General features: G+C 52.8%; 18 protein-coding genes, 1 tRNA gene and 3 rRNA genes. 6 read left to right on the forward strand and 16 right to left on the reverse strand.

Annotated features, from left to right (window positions below):
- Positions 1-16: 16 nt before the first annotated feature.
- Positions 17-532, reverse strand: coding sequence for a Der GTPase-activating protein YihI (gene yihI / locus BFV65_RS21190; protein ID WP_022649854.1), 516 nt, complete (start codon positions 530-532; stop codon positions 17-19).
- Positions 533-1,112: 580 nt separating this feature from the next.
- Here yihI and yihA point away from each other — a divergent pair.
- Positions 1,113-1,742: a ribosome biogenesis GTP-binding protein YihA/YsxC gene (gene yihA, locus BFV65_RS21200; protein ID WP_003861913.1), complete on the forward strand. Its 630-nt coding sequence runs from the start codon at positions 1,113-1,115 to the stop codon at positions 1,740-1,742.
- 97 nt (positions 1,743-1,839) lie between these two features.
- Here yihA and spfP read toward each other — a convergent pair whose 3' ends face one another.
- The gene (gene spfP / locus BFV65_RS23615) at positions 1,840-1,887 is read right to left on the reverse strand and encodes a small protein SpfP (protein WP_071892919.1); all 48 of its coding nucleotides are present in this window, start codon (positions 1,885-1,887) and stop codon (positions 1,840-1,842) included.
- Between the two features lie 166 nt (positions 1,888-2,053).
- On the reverse strand, positions 2,054-4,846 hold the full coding sequence (gene polA / locus BFV65_RS21205) for a DNA polymerase I (protein WP_069597072.1): 2,793 nt from the start codon (positions 4,844-4,846) through the stop codon (positions 2,054-2,056).
- A gap of 439 nt (positions 4,847-5,285) precedes the next feature.
- On the opposite strand from polA, the gene BFV65_RS21210 reads away from it, so the two are divergent.
- Entirely contained in the window at positions 5,286-6,194 is a 909-nt protein-coding gene (locus BFV65_RS21210) for a 1-acylglycerol-3-phosphate O-acyltransferase, YihG family (protein WP_069597121.1), read from the forward strand.
- Between the two features lie 21 nt (positions 6,195-6,215).
- Here the strand turns inward: BFV65_RS21210 and dsbA are convergent, their stop codons facing one another.
- The 3 genes from dsbA to BFV65_RS21225 form a co-directional block, all read right to left on the reverse strand.
- Complete coding sequence (gene dsbA, locus BFV65_RS21215; RefSeq protein ID WP_022649858.1) at positions 6,216-6,839, reverse strand: thiol:disulfide interchange protein DsbA; 624 nt, start codon at positions 6,837-6,839, stop codon at positions 6,216-6,218.
- A gap of 27 nt (positions 6,840-6,866) precedes the next feature.
- A complete protein-coding gene (locus BFV65_RS21220) occupies positions 6,867-7,853 on the reverse strand; it encodes a serine/threonine protein kinase (RefSeq protein ID WP_069597073.1) in 987 nt (328 codons plus the stop codon).
- A 75-nt stretch (positions 7,854-7,928) separates the two neighbouring features.
- Complete coding sequence (locus BFV65_RS21225) at positions 7,929-8,198, reverse strand: YihD family protein (RefSeq protein WP_003861904.1); 270 nt, start codon at positions 8,196-8,198, stop codon at positions 7,929-7,931.
- 68 nt (positions 8,199-8,266) lie between these two features.
- Between BFV65_RS21225 and mobA the strand changes: the two genes are divergently transcribed.
- Together mobA and mobB are read left to right on the forward strand one after the other, a co-directional pair.
- On the forward strand, positions 8,267-8,851 hold the full coding sequence (gene mobA, locus BFV65_RS21230) for a molybdenum cofactor guanylyltransferase MobA (protein WP_022649860.1): 585 nt from the start codon (positions 8,267-8,269) through the stop codon (positions 8,849-8,851).
- The gene (gene mobB / locus BFV65_RS21235) at positions 8,848-9,351 is read left to right on the forward strand and encodes a molybdopterin-guanine dinucleotide biosynthesis protein MobB (RefSeq protein ID WP_046621280.1); all 504 of its coding nucleotides are present in this window, start codon (positions 8,848-8,850) and stop codon (positions 9,349-9,351) included. The genes mobA and mobB overlap by 4 nt, the downstream gene beginning before the upstream one ends.
- 99 nt (positions 9,352-9,450) lie before the next feature.
- Here the strand turns inward: mobB and rrf are convergent.
- The 4 genes from rrf to BFV65_RS21255 all read right to left on the reverse strand — a co-directional run bounded on the left by rrf (position 9,451) and on the right by BFV65_RS21255 (position 14,427).
- Positions 9,451-9,566: ribosomal RNA gene (rrf, locus tag BFV65_RS21240) — 5S ribosomal RNA — on the reverse strand.
- 71 nt (positions 9,567-9,637) lie between these two features.
- Positions 9,638-12,543: ribosomal RNA gene (locus BFV65_RS21245) — 23S ribosomal RNA — on the reverse strand.
- A 182-nt stretch (positions 12,544-12,725) separates the two neighbouring features.
- Positions 12,726-12,801, reverse strand: a tRNA-Glu gene (locus tag BFV65_RS21250).
- 84 nt (positions 12,802-12,885) lie between these two features.
- Positions 12,886-14,427: ribosomal RNA gene (locus tag BFV65_RS21255) — 16S ribosomal RNA — on the reverse strand.
- The 16S, 23S and 5S rRNA genes sit together here with 1 tRNA gene alongside, the layout of an rRNA operon.
- Before the next feature lie 455 nt (positions 14,428-14,882).
- On the opposite strand from BFV65_RS21255, the gene BFV65_RS21260 reads away from it, so the two are divergent.
- Both BFV65_RS21260 and mdtD read left to right on the forward strand, forming a co-directional pair.
- Positions 14,883-15,590 (forward strand): FadR/GntR family transcriptional regulator, encoded by a 708-nt coding sequence (locus BFV65_RS21260; protein WP_069597074.1) that lies wholly within the window; start codon positions 14,883-14,885, stop codon positions 15,588-15,590.
- On the forward strand, positions 15,587-17,020 hold the full coding sequence (gene mdtD / locus BFV65_RS21265) for a multidrug transporter subunit MdtD (protein ID WP_022649863.1): 1,434 nt from the start codon (positions 15,587-15,589) through the stop codon (positions 17,018-17,020). Before BFV65_RS21260 ends, mdtD begins: the two co-directional genes overlap by 4 nt.
- On the opposite strand, the gene rbsR is transcribed toward mdtD, so the two are convergent.
- The 6 genes from rbsR to rbsD form a co-directional block, all read right to left on the reverse strand.
- Complete coding sequence (gene rbsR / locus BFV65_RS21270) at positions 16,986-17,978, reverse strand: ribose operon transcriptional repressor RbsR (RefSeq protein ID WP_074174425.1); 993 nt, start codon at positions 17,976-17,978, stop codon at positions 16,986-16,988. The genes mdtD and rbsR overlap by 35 nt on opposite strands.
- 3 nt (positions 17,979-17,981) lie before the next feature.
- Positions 17,982-18,911, reverse strand: a complete 930-nt coding sequence (gene rbsK / locus BFV65_RS21275) for a ribokinase (protein WP_003862399.1) — start codon at positions 18,909-18,911, stop codon at positions 17,982-17,984.
- A gap of 108 nt (positions 18,912-19,019) precedes the next feature.
- The gene (rbsB, locus tag BFV65_RS21280; RefSeq protein WP_003862397.1) at positions 19,020-19,910 is read right to left on the reverse strand and encodes a ribose ABC transporter substrate-binding protein RbsB; all 891 of its coding nucleotides are present in this window, start codon (positions 19,908-19,910) and stop codon (positions 19,020-19,022) included.
- A 27-nt stretch (positions 19,911-19,937) separates the two neighbouring features.
- Positions 19,938-20,903, reverse strand: coding sequence for a ribose ABC transporter permease (gene rbsC / locus BFV65_RS21285; protein ID WP_022649866.1), 966 nt, complete (start codon positions 20,901-20,903; stop codon positions 19,938-19,940).
- Between the two features lie 4 nt (positions 20,904-20,907).
- The gene (gene rbsA / locus BFV65_RS21290; RefSeq protein ID WP_069597075.1) at positions 20,908-22,413 is read right to left on the reverse strand and encodes a ribose ABC transporter ATP-binding protein RbsA; all 1,506 of its coding nucleotides are present in this window, start codon (positions 22,411-22,413) and stop codon (positions 20,908-20,910) included.
- A 7-nt stretch (positions 22,414-22,420) separates the two neighbouring features.
- Positions 22,421-22,840 (reverse strand): D-ribose pyranase, encoded by a 420-nt coding sequence (gene rbsD / locus BFV65_RS21295; protein WP_003862392.1) that lies wholly within the window; start codon positions 22,838-22,840, stop codon positions 22,421-22,423.
- Positions 22,841-23,041: the final 201 nt, after the last annotated feature.

Raw genomic sequence — 23,041 nt, forward strand, 5'->3', positions numbered from 1 at the left:
CTGCCGGGTGCAAATGTTAGTTTCCACCTTTCAGCAGACGCATCATATCTTCCTGCTTTTCGTCTTCCTCTTCGTCTTCTTCATCATCGTAGGACAGACCCAGCTTCTGCATCAGTTCATCAATGCGATCCAGTTTGGCATCTACCCAGGACTGCTCTTCAGCGGTCAGGGTTTCACCCTCTTCAAGACGTTCCAGCAGCGCATCCAGGCGCTCATCGTTCTCCAGCATATCCAGCTCAGCCTGCGGTGAAAGCATAGGTTTCTCGCTCTTTGGTTTGTGCTGCTTAGTGACCGGCGTGTCTGTCACGCCCAGTGGAATGGGAGTTTTACTGCCGATACGAGGATCCTTCTGCTGTTTGCCTTTTGCAGAAGCGCCTGCGGCACCGCCACCGTTAGCACGGCTACCCGCAGTATGGCCACGATGCTTTTTATCGCGTTTGCGATCGCGCGCTTCCTGATTCAGTTCTTCGCGCGTTTTGCGGCGTGCTTTTGCAGGGCGTTTCGCGCCCGCAGCGGAGGTCGGTTTTTTCATGATGTTTTATCTTTAAGTCGTTTTCTTCAGTATAGAATTGCGGCGAAATCTAGCAGAAAGCAAGCAAAGAAAAAAGGCGACAGAGCAATCTGTCGCCTTTTTTCCTGACTCACAACCCTTAACGGGTCAGACATTCCCTGTTTGCCTTCAACAAACCCTGTTTATCCCTTGGCTACTACCGTCCGTGATACGGTTCCGTTTCCTGTTAAAAACGCCTCCAGGCGCCGGTCGTCCTGACAATCCTGAGTCTTCGCCTCCTGGCGCTCCTGACCCTTATCCTTAAGTCGTTTTCCTGCTGGCATCCTCGCCTTGACGCACACTTTACCTTGTTCTCTTAAACTAACAAGCAACGAAAAGGTACTAAACCGGATTTTCAGATAATTACTCATTAATAACTCTTTGAATTTTAATATTTTGAGTTTTTTAGCGCCTGCGATTTCTCTTAAATTTCTCATACGCTTAAGGGCAGATCTCTTACATTCCGTAGGGCTTTCACTTACACGTCAATGACGAAGGGAAAAGCCTTTTGCCCGCATTCAGGTATAATCCCCCGCAGATTACGATTTTTGGAGACGACCACGTGACTACCTGGAACTACCAACAGACGCATTTTGTCACCAGTGCGCCCGATATTCGCCACCTGCCCTCAGACACAGGGATTGAAGTGGCATTTGCTGGCCGCTCCAATGCGGGAAAATCTAGCGCCCTGAATACGCTGACCAATCAGAAAAACCTGGCGCGTACCTCAAAAACACCTGGCCGTACTCAGCTGATTAACCTGTTTGAAGTGGCTGAAGGCAAACGCCTGGTCGATTTACCGGGCTACGGTTACGCGCAGGTACCGGAAGAGATGAAGATCAAATGGCAGCGTGCTCTGGGTGAATACCTGGAAAAACGCATGTGTCTGAAAGGTCTGGTGGTGCTGATGGATATTCGACACCCGCTAAAAGATCTCGACCAGCAGATGATTGACTGGGCGGTGGCAAGCGATATTGCGGTGCTGGTGCTGCTGACAAAAGCGGATAAGCTGGCGAGCGGCGCGCGCAAGGCGCAGGTGAACAAGGTGCGTGAAGCGGTGCTGGCATTCAACGGTGATGTACAGGTTGAACCGTTCTCCTCGCTGAAAAAGCAGGGTGTGGACAAACTGCGACAGAAGCTAGACAGCTGGTTTAACGATCTGGAACCGGCGACAGAAGCGGAAGCAGAGTAACAACAGGCGCGGCGATGACCGCGTTTTTTTCGCCCGAAACTTTCCTTTCCGCAATAAAAAACGCCCCAGTCATTACTGACTGGGGCGGCTAAAATATTCAGCCAAATCCGATTACGTGAAGTAAAAGGTCTGAAAGATAGAACATCTTACCTCTGTACCCTACGTCGTTAACTCTACTCTTTTTTTGCCTCTTGAAAAAGCACTTTTTGTAGTTTTTTTTCATTCTTTACATAGGGAATTCTAATGATCGTCACAAAACGCGCGTACTTATGTTGCTTACTTACATAAAACGCGCGTTATTCCGATAACGCTTAGTGAGCCTGATCCCAGTTTTCGCCGCTACCCACTTCCACCAGCAACGGAACGTCCAGCTTCATGCTGTTTTCCATCAGTTCATGGATCTTCTGAGAGACCTTTTCCAGGTCGTCTTTATGGACTTCAAATACCAGTTCATCGTGTACCTGCATGATCATTTTCACGCGCGGTTTCTCTTTTTCCAGCCAGGCATCAACGCCGATCATCGCGCGTTTGATGATATCTGCCGCAGTGCCCTGCATCGGGGCATTGATAGCAGCACGTTCAGCGCCAGCACGGCGCGCGGCGTTACTGGATTTGATGTCCGGAAGGTAAAGACGACGGCCATCCAGCGTTTCAACGTAGCCTTTCTCTTTCGCCTGCGCGCGGGTACGCTCCATATATTCCAGCACGCCCGGATAGCGCTCAAAGTAGAGATCCATATACTTCTGCGACTCTTTACGCGGAATGTTGAGCTGGCGTGATAGGCCAAATGCGCTCATGCCGTAAATAAGGCCAAAGTTAATCGCTTTTGCGCTACGACGCTGTTCGTTTGTCACGCTGTCCAGCGGCAGGCCAAACACTTCGGCAGCTGTCGCCCGGTGGATATCCTTCCCTTCGGCAAATGCCGTCAGCAGGCCTTTGTCACGCGACAGGTGCGCCATAATACGCAGTTCGATTTGCGAGTAGTCTGCGGAGACAATCAGATAATCCTCTGGCGCAATGAAAGCCTGGCGTATACGGCGGCCCTCTTCATTACGCACCGGAATGTTTTGCAGGTTAGGATCGGTTGACGAAAGTCGCCCGGTCGCCGCCACAGCCTGGTGATAGGAGGTGTGTACGCGGCCCGTTTTCGGGTTAATCATCAACGGCAGTTTGTCGGTATAGGTCGATTTCAGCTTCGCCAGACCCCGGTACTGCAGGATAACTTTTGGCAGCGGATAGTCCAGCGCCAGCTCTTCCAGCACCTCTTCAGAGGTTGAAGGCGCGCCGCCCGGCGTTTTCTTCAGCGGTTTGATACCCTGCTTTTCAAACAGGATGGTTTGCAGCTGTTTCGGTGACGACAGGTTAAATGCCTCTCCAGCAAGCTCATGCGCTTTCTGTTCAAGCTCGGTCAGGCGCTGCGCCAGCTCGCCAGAGTGATTATGCAGCACCGTTGGGTCGATTTTGACGCCGTTACGCTCAATGCGGGACAGCACAGGCACCAGCGGCATCTCAATGTTCTGGAAAACATTCAGCGGCCCTTCGTGCTTCTGCAATTTCGGCCACATTTTGAGATGCAGCTGTAGCGTGACGTCAGCGTCTTCCGCGGCGTAGCGGCCTGCTTCTTCCAGCGCGATCTGGTTAAAGGTCAGCTGATTTTTGCCCTTACCGGCAATTTCTTCAAAGGTGATGGTTTTGTGTTTCAGCCAACGATCGGATAAGGAATCCATATCATGGCGGCCCGCCACGCTGTCCAGAATGTAAGATTCCAGCATGGTGTCAAAAGCAATACCACGTAGCTCAATGCCGTAGTTTTGCAGAATACCGCGGTCGTACTTCAGGTTTTGCCCGACCTTCAGCGCTTTCTCGTCTTCCAGAATCGGCTTCAGCAGTTCTAAGGCGCGCTCGCGCGAGATCTGCTCCGGCGCATCCAGATAGTCATGCGCTACCGGAACATAGGCTGCCATACCCGGCTCCGTCGCGAATGACAGGCCCACCATATTGGCAGATATGTTATCGAGACTGTCCGTTTCGGTATCGAACGCAAATACCGGTGCTTTTTTCAGCTTTTCAATCCAGGCGACGAGCTGCGACTCTTCAAGGATGGTTTCATAGTTATCGAATGAGAGCGCTGCCGCTTCTTCTTCTGCCTGCTCTTCGGCATCGACAACAATAGTTTCTTTCGGCTTCGCCGCAGCTTTTGCCCCTTTCGCCTGAAGCCATTTCCCGGCTTCGACATCCGTGGTCCAGCGTTTAAATTCGTATTTTCTGAACAGGCCAAGCAGTTCTTCTGCGGCGGGTTCCTGCACTTCAAGCTGGTCGCAGGTAAGCTCCAGCTCGACGTCGGTTTTGATGGTGGCTAACTGATAAGAGAGGTAAGCCACCTCTTTGTTATCGGCGAGCTTTCCGGCCATGGTTTTTGCACCACGGAAGGTAAGTCCGGCAATTTTGTCGGACTCAGCGTACAGCGTATCCAACCCACCTAACCCTTGCAGCAGCGCCTGAGCTGTTTTTTCGCCCACGCCCGGCACGCCAGGGATGTTATCCGAGGAATCCCCCATCAGGGCGAGGAAATCAATAATGAGTTCTGGCGGCACGCCATATTTGGCAACCACTTCTTCCGGGCCAAGAATGGTGTTGGTCATGGTATTAATCAGCGTGATCCCAGGTGTTACCAGCTGCGCCATGTCTTTATCACCGGTACTGATAAGCACCGGGCGGCCAGCCTTTTCAGCTTCGCGCGCCAGGGTGCCAATAACGTCGTCAGCCTCAACGCCCGAGACAGCCAGCAAAGGCAGCCCCATCGCTTTGACCATAGCGTGCAGCGGTTCAATCTGCGCACGCAGATCGTCAGGCATGGGAGGACGGTGAGATTTGTAATGCTCAAATAATTCATCGCGGAAGGTTTTCCCCTTCGCATCAAACACCACGGCCGCATGGGTTGGGTGGTATTGCAGAATCAGGCTGCGTAGCATATTCAGCACGCCGTACATTGCGCCGGTAGGTTCCCCTGCGCTGTTGGTCAGAGGAGGAAACGCATGATACGCCCGATAAAGGTAAGAAGAGCCATCGACGAGTATAAGTGGGTTTTCTGGGATCTGAACCATAATGTCCGTGCCTTTAATTAATTTATGGGTAAAGGATGCCACAGAAGGATGAAAACATCAGGTTTTAGCGCTTTATACAGAAAAAGATTTTGCGATCGTGAAGATCGCTCGCAAAAACAAACTGTGGATAAGTTTGTGCATATTTTTAATACAGGTGAATAACAGTTCTATAAAACTGATACTGAAAAATTATTTATCAAATAAAATCAATAATTTGAAATTAGATCACTTAAGATCCCATCCCACTGATGGTTATTTAGTCTATGTGGATATAAGACGTAAGCACCCTGTCTATATAGAAAATTTCGCTGCATGGCAGGAAAAGCCGCAGCCTCTTCGTGTGAAAGCGCCCTGGTCTGGGCCAATATCTGATAAGATCGGCGCCCAGCACCGGATAGCCGGCTGCTTAATTACAGCTAACTATCTGAAAAAATTCATTATGTCGAAAATACTCGCTGCGATAACCTTATTGCTAAGCGTCATTTTAACTATTCTGGTTACCATCGCCTGTTCTGCGCCAATCATCGTTGCCGGAATAATTAAGCTCCTGCTGCCCGTCCCTCCGGTATGGCGTGCAGTGTCTGCTTTTTGTAATTTTATGATGTACTGCTGGTGTGAAGGGCTGGCGATCCTGTTGTATCTGAACCCCTGGTTAAAGTGGGACGTTCAGGGCCTTGAGAAGCTGAATAAAAAGAACTGGTATCTGCTGATCTGCAATCATCACAGCTGGGCCGACATCGTTGTATTGTGCGTGCTGTTTCGCAAACATATTCCGATGAACAAATACTTTCTGAAACAGCAACTGGCATGGGTGCCTTTCATTGGTCTGGCCTGCTGGGCGCTGGATATGCCGTTTATGAAACGCTATTCACGCAGCTATCTGATTCGTCATCCGGAACGCCGCGGTATGGACGTGGAAACTACGCGCCGTTCTTGCGAGAAGTTTCGCGCGCATCCCACCACCATAGTTAATTTCGTCGAAGGTTCGCGCTTTACCGAAGAGAAGCGCCAGCAGACTCGCTCTCCGTATCAGCACCTGTTGCCGCCAAAGGCAGCGGGTATCGCAATGGCCCTCAACGTGCTGGGTGAGCAGTTTGATAAATTGTTGAACGTAACGCTCTGCTATCCGGAAAACGACAGGACGCCGTTCTACGATATGCTCAGCGGCAAGCTGACGCGTATCGTAGTCCGCGTTGATCTGTTGCCCATCGATACGGAACTGCACGGTGATTACGTTAACGATAAAAACTTCAAACGTCGTTTCCAGCTTTGGCTCAATACACTCTGGAAAGAGAAAGACGAACAGATAGCGGAGTTAAAATCTTCATACAAAAACGCCGGTCAATGACCGGCGTTTTCTTTATGTCTGTTACTTCATCTCAACCAGGTGTTTCACGGTATCAGCGTACTGTTGTACGAAGATATCCATACTGGTGGTGTCCATACCACGCATATTTACCTGGTATTTACCGTTAACATACATCGCCGGCACGCCCTGCAACTGGAAGTCAGCGGCAGCTTTTTCCTGCTGTGCCACGAGAGATTTCACCACAAAACTGTTCCAGGCAGCGTCGTAGTCTTCACCTTTCACACCGGCATCAACAAACACTTTACGGATATCTGCCGTAGTTTGTACGGTCTGGGTTTTCTGTACGGCTTCAAACATAGGCGCGGTGATCTTATCTTCCACACCCAGCGCAATCGCAACCGCCCATGCCTGAGTCAGATCTTTACCCAATGGGCCAAGGAACTCAACGTGGTATTTCGTCATTTTGGTGCCTTCCGGCAGCTTTTTCTTCACGTTGTCAGAAACATGAAGTACCTGCTCAAACTCGTAGCAGTGCGGGCAGTAGAAGGAGAAGAACTCCAGCACCTGAGGCTCGCCAGCTACAGGCTTGTCCAGCGTAATGTACTGCTTGCCGTCGGTAAACTGCGCAGCAGTTGCGCTAAATGCCAGAATCATACCAGCCAGCGCCAGCCAAATTTTTTTCATGATTAACTCTCTCCTGGGTGTGTCCAATTAATACATCGGCGTTAATTGCAGAGGGGGTTCCTGTAGAACCTTAACCTGCTCGGTAAATGTGGATATCTGGTTGCGCCAGTAATCCTCCCCGGTAAGCCAGGGGAAATTTCGGGGAAAAGCCGGGTCTTCCCAACGCCTGATTAACCACGCGAGATAATAAACAAATCGCATCGCACGTAAAGGCTCTATCAGGGCAATTTCGTCTGAATTAAAGGGGCTAAATTCTTCATAAGCTTCAATTATGGTCTCAAGCTGCATGCGCTGCTCGGCTTTATCACCGTTGAGCAGCATCCACAGATCCTGCACCGCAGGTCCCATACGAGCGTCATCAAGATCGACAAATAGCGGGCCGTCGCGCCAGAGAATATTCCCGGCGTGGCAGTCACCGTGCAGGCGTAGAGCGGTAATATCATCCCGCCAGCAGGCTTTTACAGCATCAATAAGCTTATCGGTCGCCGTGAGGAAATTATCCTTAAGCGCCTTTGGGATCAGCGCCGATGTTTCGAATATCTCTCGCGGCTCAATAAGATATTCCTGAACACCAATCGTCGGTCGGGCAACAAACGATTTTTTACGTCCCGTCTGATGAATGCGCCCCAGATAACGGGCAACCCATTCCATCTGATCGATATTATCTGCCTCAAACTGTCTTCCGCCCAGGCTCGGAAATACCGCGTAGTAAAAACCCTGATGGGTCAGCAGCGTTTGGTTATTAAATTTGAGCGGTGCCGCAACGGGAACATCGTCATCCAGCAGATCGTGGGCAAACTGATGCTCTTCCTGAATTTGTTCTGCGGACCAGCGCTGTGGCCGGTAAAACTTTACGACAAAGCGCTGCCGCTCTTCGTCCTGAAATTGGTAGACACGGTTTTCGTAGCTGTTTAAAGGGGTTAACCCGGAATCCACCCGAATACCCTGCTCGAACAGCGCATCCATAATGGTATCCGGGTGTAGTGTCTGGAAAGTAAAAGCCTGGTCGTTCATCCGATCATCCGGAAATTATACGAATGATTCAGGATATCATCTTGTGGCGATTTCGGTGGCTCCGCTTACAAGCTTTTACTCTTTAATTACGCCTCGGGCGCGCAGTAATGCGGTTTTAAAATCCTCTTCATAATCTTTCTGAATACCAGGAATAACAGCATCTTTAGCCGAGTCACGCATTTTGAGGTGGTAGATCAGGATGTCGTCAGAAAGGTCTGCCAGTTCGCCATCAAAACCTGACTCTTTCGCCAGTTTCTGTAAAAATTGCATCAGATTCAGCTCTGGCTCTTTTTGCCAGGCCGGCTGGAGAAGCTCAATGACTTCATTAAGACGTTTACATTTCATGGTAGTGCTCCTTTCATTTAGAGAGACACGTTAGCAGGGTCAATCCCACAATAAAAGAGGCGATATTCGTGAATCAATGCCAGGAAATCATCGGGGTCGTTCTTGCCGGAGGCAGGGCAACACGAATGGGCGGAAAAGATAAAGGTCTTCAGCTCCTGAACAACACCCCCTTATGGCAGCATGTTGCTGATACGCTGGCAAATCAGGTGTCGTCGATGGCGATCAGCGCTAACCGACATGTTGATATTTATCAGCGCAGTGGGTATCCGGTTTATCAGGATAAGCTTGTGGACTACCCCGGCCCGCTGGCGGGAATGCTTTCCGTTATGCAGCAGTCGCACGGAGAGTGGTTTCTCTTTTGTTCATGTGATACGCCCTTCATCCCGTCCTGTCTGGTTGAACGTCTGGTGCAGCGGTGCGAGGGTGCTCCCGTCGTCTGGGTACACGACGGCGAACGCGACCATCCGACGATCGCATTGATTAATCGCTCTTTAATATCTGCGCTGGAAGATTACCTGGCCGCAGGAGAGCGACGCGTCATGGTATTTATGCGCCAGTCAGGAGGGCATTCCGTTGATTTCAGCGACATGAAATCGGCGTTTGTGAATGTAAACACGACGGAAGATTTGCAGATGATGCAGGAGAAGAAATGATACCCGTATTAGCGATCTCTGCCTGGAGCGGCTCCGGGAAGACTACGCTGCTAAAAAAGCTGATACCTGCACTTTGCGCTAAAGGTATTCGTCCCGGATTGATTAAGCACACGCACCATAACATGGATGTCGATAAGCCGGGGAAAGATAGCTATGAGCTGCGTAAGGCTGGCGCTGCACAAACGATGGTGGCGAGTAACCAGCGCTGGGCGTTAATGACAGAAACTCCGGATGAAGCACCGCTGGATCTCGCTTATCTTGTCAGCCGGATGGATCATTCCACGCTGGATCTGGTGCTGGTTGAGGGGTTTAAGCACGAGGCTGTTGCGAAGATCCTGCTGTTCAGAAACGGTGCCGGGCATGATGTAAGTGAGTTAACGCTGGATGAACATGTGATTGCTGTGGCCAGTGACGCTGCGTTGACGCTGGAAGTACCGGTTCTGGATTTGAATAATGTGGAGGGGATTGCAGAGTTTATTTTGGCGTGGTGTGCAGTCTGAAAGCTGCCGGGTGACGGCTTCGCCTGACCCGGCCTATCGTTTTTCGACGTACAAACGCAAAAAGGCCATCCTTGCGGATGGCCTCTTCACTTGTTTGATGCCTGGCAGTTCCCTACTCTCACATGGGGAGACCCCACACTACCATCGGCGCTACGGCGTTTCACTTCTGAGTTCGGCATGGGGTCAGGTGGGACCACCGCGCTAAAGCCGCCAGGCAAATTCTGTTAATCTGTATCAGGCTGAAAATCGTGTCTGTCTCTCTTCGCCAAAACAGCTTCGGCGTTGTAAGGTTAAGCCTCACGGTTCATTAGTATCGGTTAGCTCAACGCATCGCTGCGCTTACACACCCGACCTATCAACGTCGTAGTCTTCAACGTTCCTTCAGGAGACTTAAAGTCTCAGGGAGAACTCATCTCGGGGCAAGTTTCGTGCTTAGATGCTTTCAGCACTTATCTCTTCCGCATTTAGCTACCGGGCAGTGCCATTGGCATGACAACCCGAACACCAGTGATGCGTCCACTCCGGTCCTCTCGTACTAGGAGCAGCCCCCCTCAATTCTCCAGCGCCCACGGCAGATAGGGACCGAACTGTCTCACGACGTTCTAAACCCAGCTCGCGTACCACTTTAAATGGCGAACAGCCATACCCTTGGGACCTACTTCAGCCCCAGGATGTGATGAGCCGACATCGAGGTGCCAAACACCGCCGTCGATATGAACTCTTGGGCGGTATCAGCCTGTTATCCCCGGAGTACCTTTTATCCGTTGAGCGATGGCCCTTCCATTCAGAACCACCGGATCACTATGACCTGCTTTCGCACCTGCTCGCGCCGTCACGCTCGCAGTCAAGCTGGCTTATGCCATTGCACTAACCTCCTGATGTCCGACCAGGATTAGCCAACCTTCGTGCTCCTCCGTTACTCTTTGGGAGGAGACCGCCCCAGTCAAACTACCCACCAGACACTGTCCGCAACCCGGATTACGGGTCTACGTTAGAACACCAGCCATTAAAGGGTGGTATTTCAAGGTTGGCTCCACGCAGACTGGCGTCCACGCTTCAAAGCCTCCCACCTATCCTACACATCAAGGACCAGTGTTCAGTGTCAAGCTATAGTAAAGGTTCACGGGGTCTTTCCGTCTTGCCGCGGGTACACTGCATCTTCACAGCGAGTTCAATTTCACTGAGTCTCGGGTGGAGACAGCCTGGCCATCATTACGCCATTCGTGCAGGTCGGAACTTACCCGACAAGGAATTTCGCTACCTTAGGACCGTTATAGTTACGGCCGCCGTTTACCGGGGCTTCGATCAAGAGCTTCGCGTTGCCGCTAACCCCATCAATTAACCTTCCGGCACCGGGCAGGCGTCACACCGTATACGTCCACTTTCGTGTTTGCACAGTGCTGTGTTTTTAATAAACAGTTGCAGCCAGCTGGTATCTTCGACTGATTTCAGCTCCGCCCGCAGGGGCTTCACCTACATATCAGCGTGCCTTCTCCCGAAGTTACGGCACCATTTTGCCTAGTTCCTTCACCCGAGTTCTCTCAAGCGCCTTGGTATTCTCTACCTGACCACCTGTGTCGGTTTGGGGTACGATTTCGTGTTACCTGATGCTTAGAGGCTTTTCCTGGAAGCAGGGCATTTATCACTTCAGCACCGTAGTGCCTCGTCATCACACCTCAGCGTTAACAAGGTACCGGATTTACCTGGAACCTCCGCCTACATGCTTAAACCGGGACAACCGTCGCCCGGCTGACATAGCCTTCTCCGTCCCCCCTTCGCAGTAACACCAAGTACAGGAATATTAACCTGTTTCCCATCGACTACGCCTTTCGGCCTCGCCTTAGGGGTCGACTCACCCTGCCCCGATTAACGTTGGACAGGAACCCTTGGTCTTCCGGCGAGCGGGCTTTTCACCCGCTTTATCGTTACTTATGTCAGCATTCGCACTTCTGATACCTCCAGCACCCCTCACAGGACACCTTCAACGGCTTACAGAACGCTCCCCTACCCAACAACGCCTAAGCGTCGCTGCCGCAGCTTCGGTGCATGGTTTAGCCCCGTTACATCTTCCGCGCAGGCCGACTCGACCAGTGAGCTATTACGCTTTCTTTAAATGATGGCTGCTTCTAAGCCAACATCCTGGCTGTCTGTGCCTTCCCACATCGTTTCCCACTTAACCATGACTTTGGGACCTTAGCTGGCGGTCTGGGTTGTTTCCCTCTTCACGACGGACGTTAGCACCCGCCGTGTGTCTCCCGTGATAACATTCTTCGGTATTCGTAGTTTGCATCGGGTTGGTAAGCCGGGATGGCCCCCTAGCCGAAACAGTGCTCTACCCCCGAAGATGAATTCACGAGGCGCTACCTAAATAGCTTTCGGGGAGAACCAGCTATCTCCCGGTTTGATTGGCCTTTCACCCCCAGCCACAGGTCATCCGCTAATTTTTCAACATTAGTCGGTTCGGTCCTCCAGTTAGTGTTACCCAACCTTCAACCTGCCCATGGCTAGATCACCGGGTTTCGGGTCTATACCCTGCAACTTAACGCCCAGTTAAGACTCGGTTTCCCTTCGGCTCCCCTATACGGTTAACCTTGCTACAGAATATAAGTCGCTGACCCATTATACAAAAGGTACGCAGTCACCCCATAAAGAGGCTCCCACTGCTTGTACGTACACGGTTTCAGGTTCTTTTTCACTCCCCTCGCCGGGGTTCTTTTCGCCTTTCCCTCACGGTACTGGTTCACTATCGGTCAGTCAGGAGTATTTAGCCTTGGAGGATGGTCCCCCCATATTCAGACAGGATACCACGTGTCCCGCCCTACTCTTCGAGTTCACAGCAAGTGTGCTTTCGTGTACGGGACTATCACCCTGTACCGTCGGACTTTCCAGACCGTTCCACTAACACACAAGCTGATTCAGACTCCGGGCTGCTCCCCGTTCGCTCGCCGCTACTGGGGGAATCTCGGTTGATTTCTTTTCCTCGGGGTACTTAGATGTTTCAGTTCCCCCGGTTCGCCTCGTTAACCTATGTATTCAGTTAACGATAGTGCAACGAATTGCACTGGGTTTCCCCATTCGGACATCGCCGGGTCAAAGGTTCATATCACCTCGCCGGCGCTTTTCGCAGATTAGCACGTCCTTCATCGCCTCTGACTGCCAGGGCATCCACCGTGTACGCTTAGTCGCTTAACCTCACAACCCGAAGATGTTTCACTTCTGATTGCGAAAATTTGAGAGACTCGAACACACATGAGCTGTGTGTCGTTTCAATTTTCAGCTTGATCCAGATTTTTAAAGAGCAAATATCTCAAACATGACTCGCAAGTCAGTTTTGAGATATGACGGCAGGTGACTTTCACTCACGAACCAGCAAGTGGCGTCCCCTAGGGGATTCGAACCCCTGTTACCGCCGTGAAAGGGCGGTGTCCTGGGCCTCTAGACGAAGGGGACGTACAGTCTCAATCGCAAGACGCCTTGCTATTTACTTTTCATCAGACAATCTGTGTGAGCACTGCAAAGGCAGGTTCTTTAAGGTAAGGAGGTGATCCAACCGCAGGTTCCCCTACGGTTACCTTGTTACGACTTCACCCCAGTCATGAATCACAAAGTGGTAAGCGCCCTCCCGAAGGTTAAGCTACCTACTTCTTTTGCAACCCACTCCCATGGTGTGACGGGCGGTGTGTACAAGGCCCGGGAACGTATTCACCGTGGCATTCTGATCCACGATTACTAGCGATTCCGACTTCATGGAGTCGAGTTGCAGACTCCAATCCGGACTACGACGCACTTTATGAGGTCCGCTTGCTCTCGCGAGGTCGCTTCTCTTTGTATGCGCCATTGTAGCACGTGTGTAGCCCTACTCGTAAGGGCCATGATGACTTGACGTCATCCCCACCTTCCTCCAGTTTATCACTGGCAGTCTCCTTTGAGTTCCCGGCCTAACCGCTGGCAACAAAGGATAAGGGTTGCGCTCGTTGCGGGACTTAACCCAACATTTCACAACACGAGCTGACGACAGCCATGCAGCACCTGTCTCAGAGTTCCCGAAGGCACCAAAGCATCTCTGCTAAGTTCTCTGGATGTCAAGAGTAGGTAAGGTTCTTCGCGTTGCATCGAATTAAACCACATGCTCCACCGCTTGTGCGGGCCCCCGTCAATTCATTTGAGTTTTAACCTTGCGGCCGTACTCCCCAGGCGGTCGACTTAACGCGTTAGCTCCGGAAGCCACGCCTCAAGGGCACAACCTCCAAGTCGACATCGTTTACGGCGTGGACTACCAGGGTATCTAATCCTGTTTGCTCCCCACGCTTTCGCACCTGAGCGTCAGTCTTTGTCCAGGGGGCCGCCTTCGCCACCGGTATTCCTCCAGATCTCTACGCATTTCACCGCTACACCTGGAATTCTACCCCCCTCTACAAGACTCTAGCCTGCCAGTTTCGAATGCAGTTCCCAGGTTGAGCCCGGGGATTTCACATCCGACTTGACAGACCGCCTGCGTGCGCTTTACGCCCAGTAATTCCGATTAACGCTTGCACCCTCCGTATTACCGCGGCTGCTGGCACGGAGTTAGCCGGTGCTTCTTCTGCGGGTAACGTCAATCGACAGGGTTATTAACCCTGTCGCCTTCCTCCCCGCTGAAAGTACTTTACAACCCGAAGGCCTTCTTCATACACGCGGCATGGCTGCATCAGGCTTGCGCCCATTGTGCAATATTCCCCACTGCTGCCTCCCGTAGGAGTCTGGACCGTGTCTCAGTTCCAGTGTGGCTGGTCATCCTCTCAGACCAGCTAGGGATCGTCGCCTAGGTGAGCCGTTACCCCACCTACTAGCTAATCCCATCTGGGCACATCCGATGGCAAGAGGCCCGAAGGTCCCCCTCTTTGGTCTTGCGACGTTATGCGGTATTAGCTACCGTTTCCAGTAGTTATCCCCCTCCATCAGGCAGTTTCCCAGACATTACTCACCCGTCCGCCACTCGTCAGCAAAGCAGCAAGCTGCTTCCTGTTACCGTTCGACTTGCATGTGTTAGGCCTGCCGCCAGCGTTCAATCTGAGCCATGATCAAACTCTTCAATTTAAAAGTTTGATGCTCAATGAATTAAACTTCGTAATGAATTACGTGTTCACTCGTTGAGACTTGGTATTCATTTAGTGTCCGAGGACATTAAGAATCCATGTCACTTTGAGTGCCCACACAGATTGTCTGATAAATTGTTAAAGAGCAGTGCCGCTACGTTTTCGCTGCGGCGCGGGGTGTGCATATTACGCTTTCCCGCTTCAGAGTCAAGCGTTTATTTTGCTTTTCTCTGCTGACCCGGCGGCTTGCGTGCCGTTGTTCCGTGTCAGTGGAGGCGCATTATAGGGAGTTCTTCTGAAGTGACAAGAGGTAATTTAAAAAAAGTTTCTGACCGTGTTTTTTTTCACCAAAAGCGATGAGATCAAGCTACAAATTGTTCTAATTGATGTATCTGCAACCACAATCACACCTGAGATGGCATAATTAGCCGCATCAATATTTAAGGAATAAAAGCGATGCCATTAAGCGCACAACAGCTGGCAGCTCAAAAAAACCTGTCCTATGTGCTGGCAGAAAAGCTGGCTCAGCTGATCTTAGCGGGTAAATATGCCCCAGGTAGCATCCTGCCCAGCGAGATGGAGCTGGGGGATCAGTTTGGTGTAAGCCGTACCGCCGTTCGCGAAGCGGTAAAAACATTAACGGCGAAAGGGATGGTGCTTCCACGCCCGCGCATTGGCACCCGCGTTATGCCTCAGGGGAACTGGAACTTTCTCGATCAGGAGTTACTCACCTGGTGGATGACCGAAGATAACTTTAATCAGGTCGTCGATCACTTTCTGGTCATGCGCAGCAGTCTTGAGCCTCAGGCCTGTCTGCTTGCCGCCACGCTCGGCACAGCAGAGCAAAAAGCGCAGCTCAATACTTTTATGGAAGAGATGGTGGATCTGAAAAAGCATTTTAACCGCGAGCGCTGGATAGAGGTCGATATGGCCTGGCATGAACATATCTATAATATGAGCGGAAATCCTTTCCTGACCTCCTTTGCTTCTTTATTCCATTCTGTGTACCACATTTACTTTGCCTCTATCACACAGGATGAGGCGGTGAAGCTGGATCTGCATCAGGCGATAGTCGATGCCATTCAGGAAAGCGACGGGCAGCGAGCCCTGAGTGCGTGCCAGGCGTTGCTGGCCGCGCCAACCCACCAGCAGGTAAATAAATGACAGAGAAAAAAGCACGCAGTATGGCCGGATTGCCGTGGATTGCAGCCATGGCGTTCTTTATGCAGGCACTGGATGCCACTATCCTCAATACCGCCCTTCCCGCAATAGCCCAAAGCCTTAACCGCTCCCCACTGGCGATGCAATCCGCCATTATCAGTTATACCCTGACGGTGGCGATGCTCATTCCGGTCAGCGGCTGGCTGGCCGATCGTTTCGGCACGCGCAAAGTGTTTATGCTGGCGGTGACGCTGTTCACCCTCGGTTCTCTGGCTTGCGCCCTTTCTACCTCTCTGACGGAACTGGTTATCTTCCGCGTTCTACAGGGGATAGGCGGCGCGATGATGATGCCCGTCGCGCGTCTGGCGTTATTGCGCGCCTATCCGCGCAGCGAACTGCTCCCGGTGCTCAACTTTGTGACTATGCCGGGGCTGGTCGGCCCGATACTTGGCCCGGTTCTCGGCGGCGTACTGGTGACCTGGGCAAGCTGGCACTGGATCTTCCTGATTAATATTCCGATTGGTGTGGCAGGGCTAATCTATGCCCGCAAATATATGCCGAACTTCACCACACCACGACGCAGCTTCGATATGGGCGGCTTCTTCCTGTTTGGCCTGAGCCTGGTCCTGTTCTCCAGCGGGATGGAGCTGTTTGGCGAGAAAATCGTAGCGACGTGGCTGGCGCTGGCCATCATTCTTAGCGGTATTCTGCTGTTCCTTCTATATATCCGTCATGCGCGTCGCCATCCGACACCGCTTATCTCTTTATCTCTGTTTAACACCCGAACGTTTTCCGTCGGGATCGCGGGCAATATTGCCTCGCGTCTGGGCACGGGCTGCGTACCGTTCCTGATGCCGCTGATGCTCCAGGTCGGTTTCGGCTATCCGGCCCTGATTGCTGGCTGCATGATGGCCCCCACAGCGATGGGCTCAATTCTGGCAAAATCGACGGTCACGCAGGTGCTGCGCTGGTTTGGCTATCGTAAGACGCTGGTTGGCGTGACGATCTTTATTGGATTGATGATTGCGCAGTTCTCCCTGCAATCTGCGGCATTACCCATCTGGATGCTGATCCTGCCGCTGTTTGTGCTGGGCATGGCCATGTCGACGCAGTTTACGTCGATGAACACCATCACCCTTGGGGACCTCACCGACGAGAATGCCAGCAGCGGCAACAGCGTACTGGCGGTCACTCAACAGCTGTCGATCAGCCTCGGGGTTGCCGTGAGCGCGGCGGTACTGCGGTTTTATGAAGGGTTTGACGGTACAAATACCGTTGAGCAGTTCCACTATACCTTTATCACCATGGGCGCGCTTACCGTGGTATCGGCGGTGGTCTTTATGTTGTTAAAACCAAAAGACGGCCGGAACCTGATTAAAGAGCGTCATAAAGATAAGGCTAAACCGAACCGCGTTCCATCAGAACAGGAGTAAGCTGCAAACGTTGCTGTTGCAGCGTGGGCTGAGCCATGCGGTGGATCAACACATCAATGGCCAGCTCACCCAGTTCATCTTTCGGCTGATGGATGGTAGTTAGCGGCGGCGTCATGTAGCGCGCCAGTTCGATATCATCGTAACCGACGATCGCCATGTCGTCCGGAACACGTAATCCCGCCTGATACAGCGCCTGATAAGCTCCGAATGCCATCGCATCGTTACCGATAAACACCGCCTGCGGACGCGGCTCTTGCGCCAGCAGTTTCTGCATTGCTTCAAATCCACCGTTAAATTCGAAATCGCCGGTGATGCGATAGCCATCAGGAATGGCAAGCCCCGCCCGTTCCATGGCCGAAAGATAGCCTTCCAGACGCAAGCGCGCCGGGGTTTTATCCAGCGGGCCGGTAATACAGGCAATGCGGGTATAACCTTTATCGATCAGATGCTGAGTCGCCATATCGCCGCCCAGCAGCGAGTTATCCTGGATCAGATCGCTGGTGCCGTCGAACGGCGCCCAGTCCATCATGACCGTAGGAATAGAAGGGTAGCGCTGAATGATCTCTTTCGAGGGTTGATGCGTTTCGGTACAGAGCAGCAGCAGCCCGTCGACGCGTTTTTGCATCAGCGTCTCCAGGTTTCGGTTCATGCGCTGCTCATCGCCTTCGGTATTGCACAGCACCAGGCTGTAGCCGCGCTCGAAGCAGCTGCGCTCCACGCCGCGCACCAGTTCAGAATAAAAAGGGTTGGTACTGGCGGTGATCAGCATGCCGATGGTGCGCGTCTGGTTAAGCTTCAGGCTGCGGGCCAGCGCAGACGGCGCATAGTTGAGTTCTTTAATTGCAGCGTCAACTTTCTCCCGAATCGCCTCGCTGACGAAGCGATCCTTATTGATAACGTGGGAGACAGTCGAGGTAGAAACGCCCGCCATACGGGCGACATCTTTCATTGTGGCCAAGCGTTACCCCTGCTGACTTAAGAATTCATCAATCTCTTTACGCCATGGAACAGAAGGCTGAGCGCCTTTACGCGTCACCGCAATCGCGGCGGCGGCATGCGCGAAGCGAATCGCGTCATCCATTGCTTTTCCTTCCAGCAGCGCCGTTACCAGCGCACCGTTGAAGGTGTCACCTGCGGCGATGGTATCAATGGCTTTGACCTTAAAGCCCGGTACGCGACGGCCTTCGCCATTGACGCTAGCCCACACCCCACGGCTGCCGAGGGTGATGATCACGGTGCCGATGCCTTTATCATGCAGCGCAAGCGCGGCACGCGCGGCATCGTCATCATTTTCGACACGGATACCCGTCAGCTTTTCCGCTTCGGTTTCGTTCGGGGTGATGATATCCACCAGCGCCAGCAGCTCGTCTGATAATACACGGGCAGGCGCCGGGTTAAGTACGACAGACGTATGATTTTCATGCGCAATTTTCGCAGCGGCCAGCACGCTTTCAACCGGTGACTCTAGCTGCATCAGCAGAGCTTCCGCTCCGGCGATGATCCCACGCTGCGCTTCGACGCGTTCAGTCGTTAACGCGGCATTAGCCCCCGCATGAATACCGATGACATTCTCACCTTCCGCATTGACGAAAATCAGCGCCACGCCGGTAGATTCCCCTGCAACCACGCTGACGGGTGCGATGTCGATGTTGTCGCTTGCCAGCTGTTTGCGTACGCGCTCGCCGGTATCGTCATCACCCGTACAGGCGATAAACGCGATATTTGCCCCGCTGCGTCCGGCGGCAACTGCCTGGTTTGCGCCCTTACCGCCGAACGCCACCTGATACTGATTACCGGTGACGGTTTCGCCCGGAGTGGGGAACGTTTCAAGGTTAAGAATGTGATCGGCATTGATACTGCCAAGGACGACGAGGTTGCCTGCGGTTTTCATGTATTGAGGTGTCCATCTGAGAGCGCCACCGGTATTACCCGGTGGCGTATGCCACACTTTTCTTTTATTTGGTGTCCCTCAGGCAGCCAGCGACTGCCTGAATCGCCTTTACTGCTTAATGACCAGTTTCAGGTCAACAGGATATTTGGCCTGAACTTTTTCGCCCTTCAGCACTTTATCGGCAGTTTGCACGCCAGTCGCGCCAATCTGCTCAGGCAGCTGAGCGATGGTCGCAGCCAGTTTGCCATCATTTACTGCTTTTTCACCATCCGGCGTGCCGTCAAATCCGACAACCATCACATCTGATTTACCCGCAGTCTGGAGCGCACGCAGCGCACCGAGCGCCATTTCGTCGTTCTGTGCGAATACCGCCTGCACATCAGGATGCGCGGTCAGCAGGTTCTGCATGACGTTCAGACCCTTTGTACGGTCGAAGTCTGCCGGCTGGCTCGCCAGCACGTTAAATTTGTGCGCCGCTACAGCCTGCTGGAAACCTTCACCACGTTCACGGGCCGCGGAAGTCCCGGCGATACCCTGCAACTCGATCACTTTCGCGCCTTCACCTGCTTTCTTCGCGATGTAGTCACCGGCGATTTTACCGCCCAGTACGTTATCAGACGCAATATGGCTAACAACGTCGCCTTTGGTCGCCTGACGGTCCAGGGTGATTACCGGGATCTTCGCCTGGTTTGCCATCTTCACGGCGTTACCGACCGCGTCGGAATCGGTTGGGTTGATCAGCAGGATTTTGGTACCACGAACGGTTAAGTCCTGAACGTTAGCCAGCTCTTTCGCCGGGTTGTTCTGAGAATCCAGCACCACCAGGTTGTAACCCAGTTTGTCTGCTTCTTTCTGCGCGCCATCCTTCAGGGAGACGAAGAACGGGTTGTTCAGGGTAGAGACAACCAGCGCGATGGTGTCCTTCGCCATGGCGTTAGCACTTACGGTTGCGCTCAGCGCGACAGCAGAAACCAGGGTAGCCAGTTTTTTCATGTTCATATCTAAGATGTCCTGTAGTGTCGTCAGTTACTGTTTTTTGTTGTCTACCAGTACCGCCAGCAAAATCACCACTGCCTTAACGATCATCTGGTAATAGGAGGAAACACCTAACAAATTCAAGCCATTATTCAGGAAACCGAGGATCAGTGCGCCGATCAATGTCCCAACAATGCGACCTTTACCGCCCGCAAGGCTCGTACCACCCAGAACCACTGCCGCGATGGCATCCAGCTCATAGCCCGTACCCGCCGTTGGCTGCGCGGAAGAGAGGCGCGCCACTTCGATGATGCCCGCCAGAGATGCCAGCAGACCGCACAGGGAGTAAACGATAATTTTAACTTTGTTGACGCTAATACCGGACAGACGCGTTGCCGATTCGTTACCGCCCAGCGCATAAATATAACGACCCAGACGGGTATGATGCAGCATGTACCACGCCGCCAGGAAGACGATAGCCATGATCCAGACTGGCGTCGGAATACCCAGCGGGCGTCCGATACCAAACCAGCCAAACAGATCGGCGTTTTCGGTAAAGCCGGTATTCACCGGGCTACCGTTGGTGTACACCATGGTGACGCCGCGCAGCAGCAGCATCATCACCAGCGTGGCAATAAACGCCTGTACGCGGCCTTTTGCCACAATCACGCCGGTTACCGCGCCAATTGCCGCACCTGCCGCCAGCGCAGCAGCAACGGCCACCAGCGCGTTGACCTCAATACCGACAATCGACGCGGCAATCGCACCGGTGAGCGCCAGCAGGGAACCGACGGACAGATCGATACCCGAGGTCAAAATCACCAGCGTCATCCCCACCGCCATAATGGCGTTGACGGAGGTCTGCTGAAGAATATTGAACAGGTTATTAACGGTAAAAAAGTTCGGGCTCATGGTCGAGACAATCGCGATCAGCACCAGCAGGGCAATCAGCGATTTTTGTTCCATCAGCCATGCCTTTGTGAAATAGCGGCGACCAGAAACAGCCTGGGTAGTCATCTTCTTACTCCTGATTCACGCGATTAAGCTTGCCCACAGCGGCAGCCATCAGAACTTCCTGGGTGGCCTGCTCGCGAGTGAATTCACCGCCGAGATGCCCTTCATGCATGACGATAATGCGATCGCTCATGCCTAATACTTCTGGCATCTCGGAAGAGACCAGAATGATGCTCAGACCGTCGGCCTTGAATTGGTTAATCAGCTGATAGATCTCTTTTTTCGCGCCCACGTCAACGCCGCGAGTTGGCTCATCGAGGATCAGTACTTTCGGGCGCGTCATCAACCCGCGGGCAATCGCCACTTTCTGCTGATTACCGCCGGACAACAGGCCAATCGCCTGCTCCATCGATGGGGTTTTAACGTTAAAGAGACGGATAAAATCGCTGACCGCCTGCTGCTCATCTTTGTGTTTCAGGCTGCCGCCGCTGCGGCTGAAATAGCGTAGCGCGGTCAGGGACATGTTCTCTTTTACCGACATGCCCAGCACTAAGCCGTCACGCTTACGGTCTTCGGAGATATAGACAATGCCGTTCGCCAGGCCATCCTGCGGCGAGCGGGTCACTACCTCATGGCCGTCAAGGGTAACGTAGCCGCTGGTGCGCGGCAGTGCGCCATAGAGCACTTTCATCAGTTCGGTACGTCCCGCGCCCATCAGGCCCGCGACGCCAAGGATCTCGCCCTTGCGCAGGGTAAAGGAGACGTCATCCACGCCCGGCCCGCAGAGGTTATCCACCTTCAGGCGGATCTCTCCTGGCGCTTTGTCCAGACGCGGATACTGGTCTTCGAGCTTACGTCCCACCATCATTTCAATCAGCGAATCTTCGGTCAGCGTGGCCACTTCACGCTCGGCAATGAACTGCCCGTCGCGGAAGACGGTGACGTCGTCGCAGATCTCGAAAATTTCTTTCATGCGGTGAGAGATATAGACAATGCCGCGCCCCTGGGATTTCAACTCACGGATCACGCGGAACAGGGATTCGGTTTCGGTATCGGTCAGGGCGTCGGTCGGTTCATCCATAATGATGACCTTCGACTCGAAGCTCAGCACCTTCGCGATCTCCACCATCTGCTGATCGCCGATGGAAAGGTCGCCCACCAGTCGGTCGCTCTTAAAGCGCAGATTCAGCTTCGCCAGCAGTTTGTCCGCTTTGGCATACATGGTTTTCCAGTCGATTTTGCCAAACCGGTTCACGAACTCACGGCCGAGGAAGATGTTCTCCGCAATGGTGAGCTGCGGGATCAGGTTCAGCTCCTGGTGGATGATGCCAATGCCCGCTTCCTGAGAGGATTTCGGGCCGTTGAAGGTGGTCTCTTTACCCAGCCACAGCAGCGAACCGGCATCGCGTTGATAGATCCCGGTCAGCACTTTCATCATGGTGGATTTGCCCGCGCCGTTTTCGCCCACCAGCGCCATTACGCGCCCGGAATAGACGTTCAGCGCCGCGCCAGAGAGGGCTTTAACGCCCGGGAACGACTTATCGATCCCTTTGAGTTGCAGTAATGCGTCCATGATGGCCTCAGAAGGTGACGCCAGCACAGAGAATGATATTCGCATACGGGGAACACTCCCCGCTGCGAATCACCGCCTGACTGTCTGCGGTTTGTTGTTTGAACTGCTCGTGAGTTGTGTAACGAATTTCTATGGTGTTTCCCTGGTGCTGTTGCAGTTGCTCAATGTGGCTGAGCAACGTTTCGTGGAGTTGCGGATTATGTTGTTTGATTTCCGCCGCGAGAATGGCCGCCTCAACCTGCATCTCCGCCGTCACGACTTCCAGTACCTGCATGAACGAGGGTACGCCCTGCGTTAACGCCATATCGATACGGGTTGTGCTGCGCGGAACCGGTAAGCCTGCATCGCAAACCACCAGCGTATCGGTATGCCCAAGACGGGAAATCACCGATGATATTTCTGAGTTGAGTACTGTGCCTTTCTTCATTTTTTGCTCCACTAGCGAAACGTTTCGCTAAAAACAGTGTAGCCGCAGAAGTGTTCAGAAAACCATCATGACGTAACGGATTTGTGATCGGCGTCGAAACGTTTCGCTAAGTGAAATGCAAAGGAGGTAAATGCAAAACGGTAACCGTCAGGTTACCGTTTTTTATGTTTGCGCCCTCTCCCTGTGGGCTGAGGGTTCCCC

It is taken from the genome of Enterobacter hormaechei subsp. hoffmannii (genome assembly GCF_001729745.1).
GTDB lineage: Bacteria > Pseudomonadota > Gammaproteobacteria > Enterobacterales > Enterobacteriaceae > Enterobacter > Enterobacter intestinihominis.

What these genes read in the sequence shown, in the direction of transcription:
- yihI (WP_022649854.1), bottom strand. Translation starts at nt 532, where the DNA reads ATGAAAAAACCGACCTCCGCTGCGGGCGCGAAACGCCCTGCAAAAGCA.
- polA (WP_069597072.1), bottom strand. Translation starts at nt 4,846, where the DNA reads ATGGTTCAGATCCCAGAAAACCCACTTATACTCGTCGATGGCTCTTCT.
- BFV65_RS21210 (WP_069597121.1), top strand. Translation starts at nt 5,286, where the DNA reads ATGTCGAAAATACTCGCTGCGATAACCTTATTGCTAAGCGTCATTTTA.
- dsbA (WP_022649858.1), bottom strand. Translation starts at nt 6,839, where the DNA reads ATGAAAAAAATTTGGCTGGCGCTGGCTGGTATGATTCTGGCATTTAGC.
- BFV65_RS21220 (WP_069597073.1), bottom strand. Translation starts at nt 7,853, where the DNA reads ATGAACGACCAGGCTTTTACTTTCCAGACACTACACCCGGATACCATT.
- BFV65_RS21225 (WP_003861904.1), bottom strand. Translation starts at nt 8,198, where the DNA reads ATGAAATGTAAACGTCTTAATGAAGTCATTGAGCTTCTCCAGCCGGCC.
- mobB (WP_046621280.1), top strand. Translation starts at nt 8,848, where the DNA reads ATGATACCCGTATTAGCGATCTCTGCCTGGAGCGGCTCCGGGAAGACT.
- BFV65_RS21260 (WP_069597074.1), top strand. Translation starts at nt 14,883, where the DNA reads ATGCCATTAAGCGCACAACAGCTGGCAGCTCAAAAAAACCTGTCCTAT.
- mdtD (WP_022649863.1), top strand. Translation starts at nt 15,587, where the DNA reads ATGACAGAGAAAAAAGCACGCAGTATGGCCGGATTGCCGTGGATTGCA.
- rbsK (WP_003862399.1), bottom strand. Translation starts at nt 18,911, where the DNA reads ATGAAAACCGCAGGCAACCTCGTCGTCCTTGGCAGTATCAATGCCGAT.
- rbsB (WP_003862397.1), bottom strand. Translation starts at nt 19,910, where the DNA reads ATGAACATGAAAAAACTGGCTACCCTGGTTTCTGCTGTCGCGCTGAGC.
- rbsC (WP_022649866.1), bottom strand. Translation starts at nt 20,903, where the DNA reads ATGACTACCCAGGCTGTTTCTGGTCGCCGCTATTTCACAAAGGCATGG.
- rbsA (WP_069597075.1), bottom strand. Translation starts at nt 22,413, where the DNA reads ATGGACGCATTACTGCAACTCAAAGGGATCGATAAGTCGTTCCCGGGC.
- rbsD (WP_003862392.1), bottom strand. Translation starts at nt 22,840, where the DNA reads ATGAAGAAAGGCACAGTACTCAACTCAGAAATATCATCGGTGATTTCC.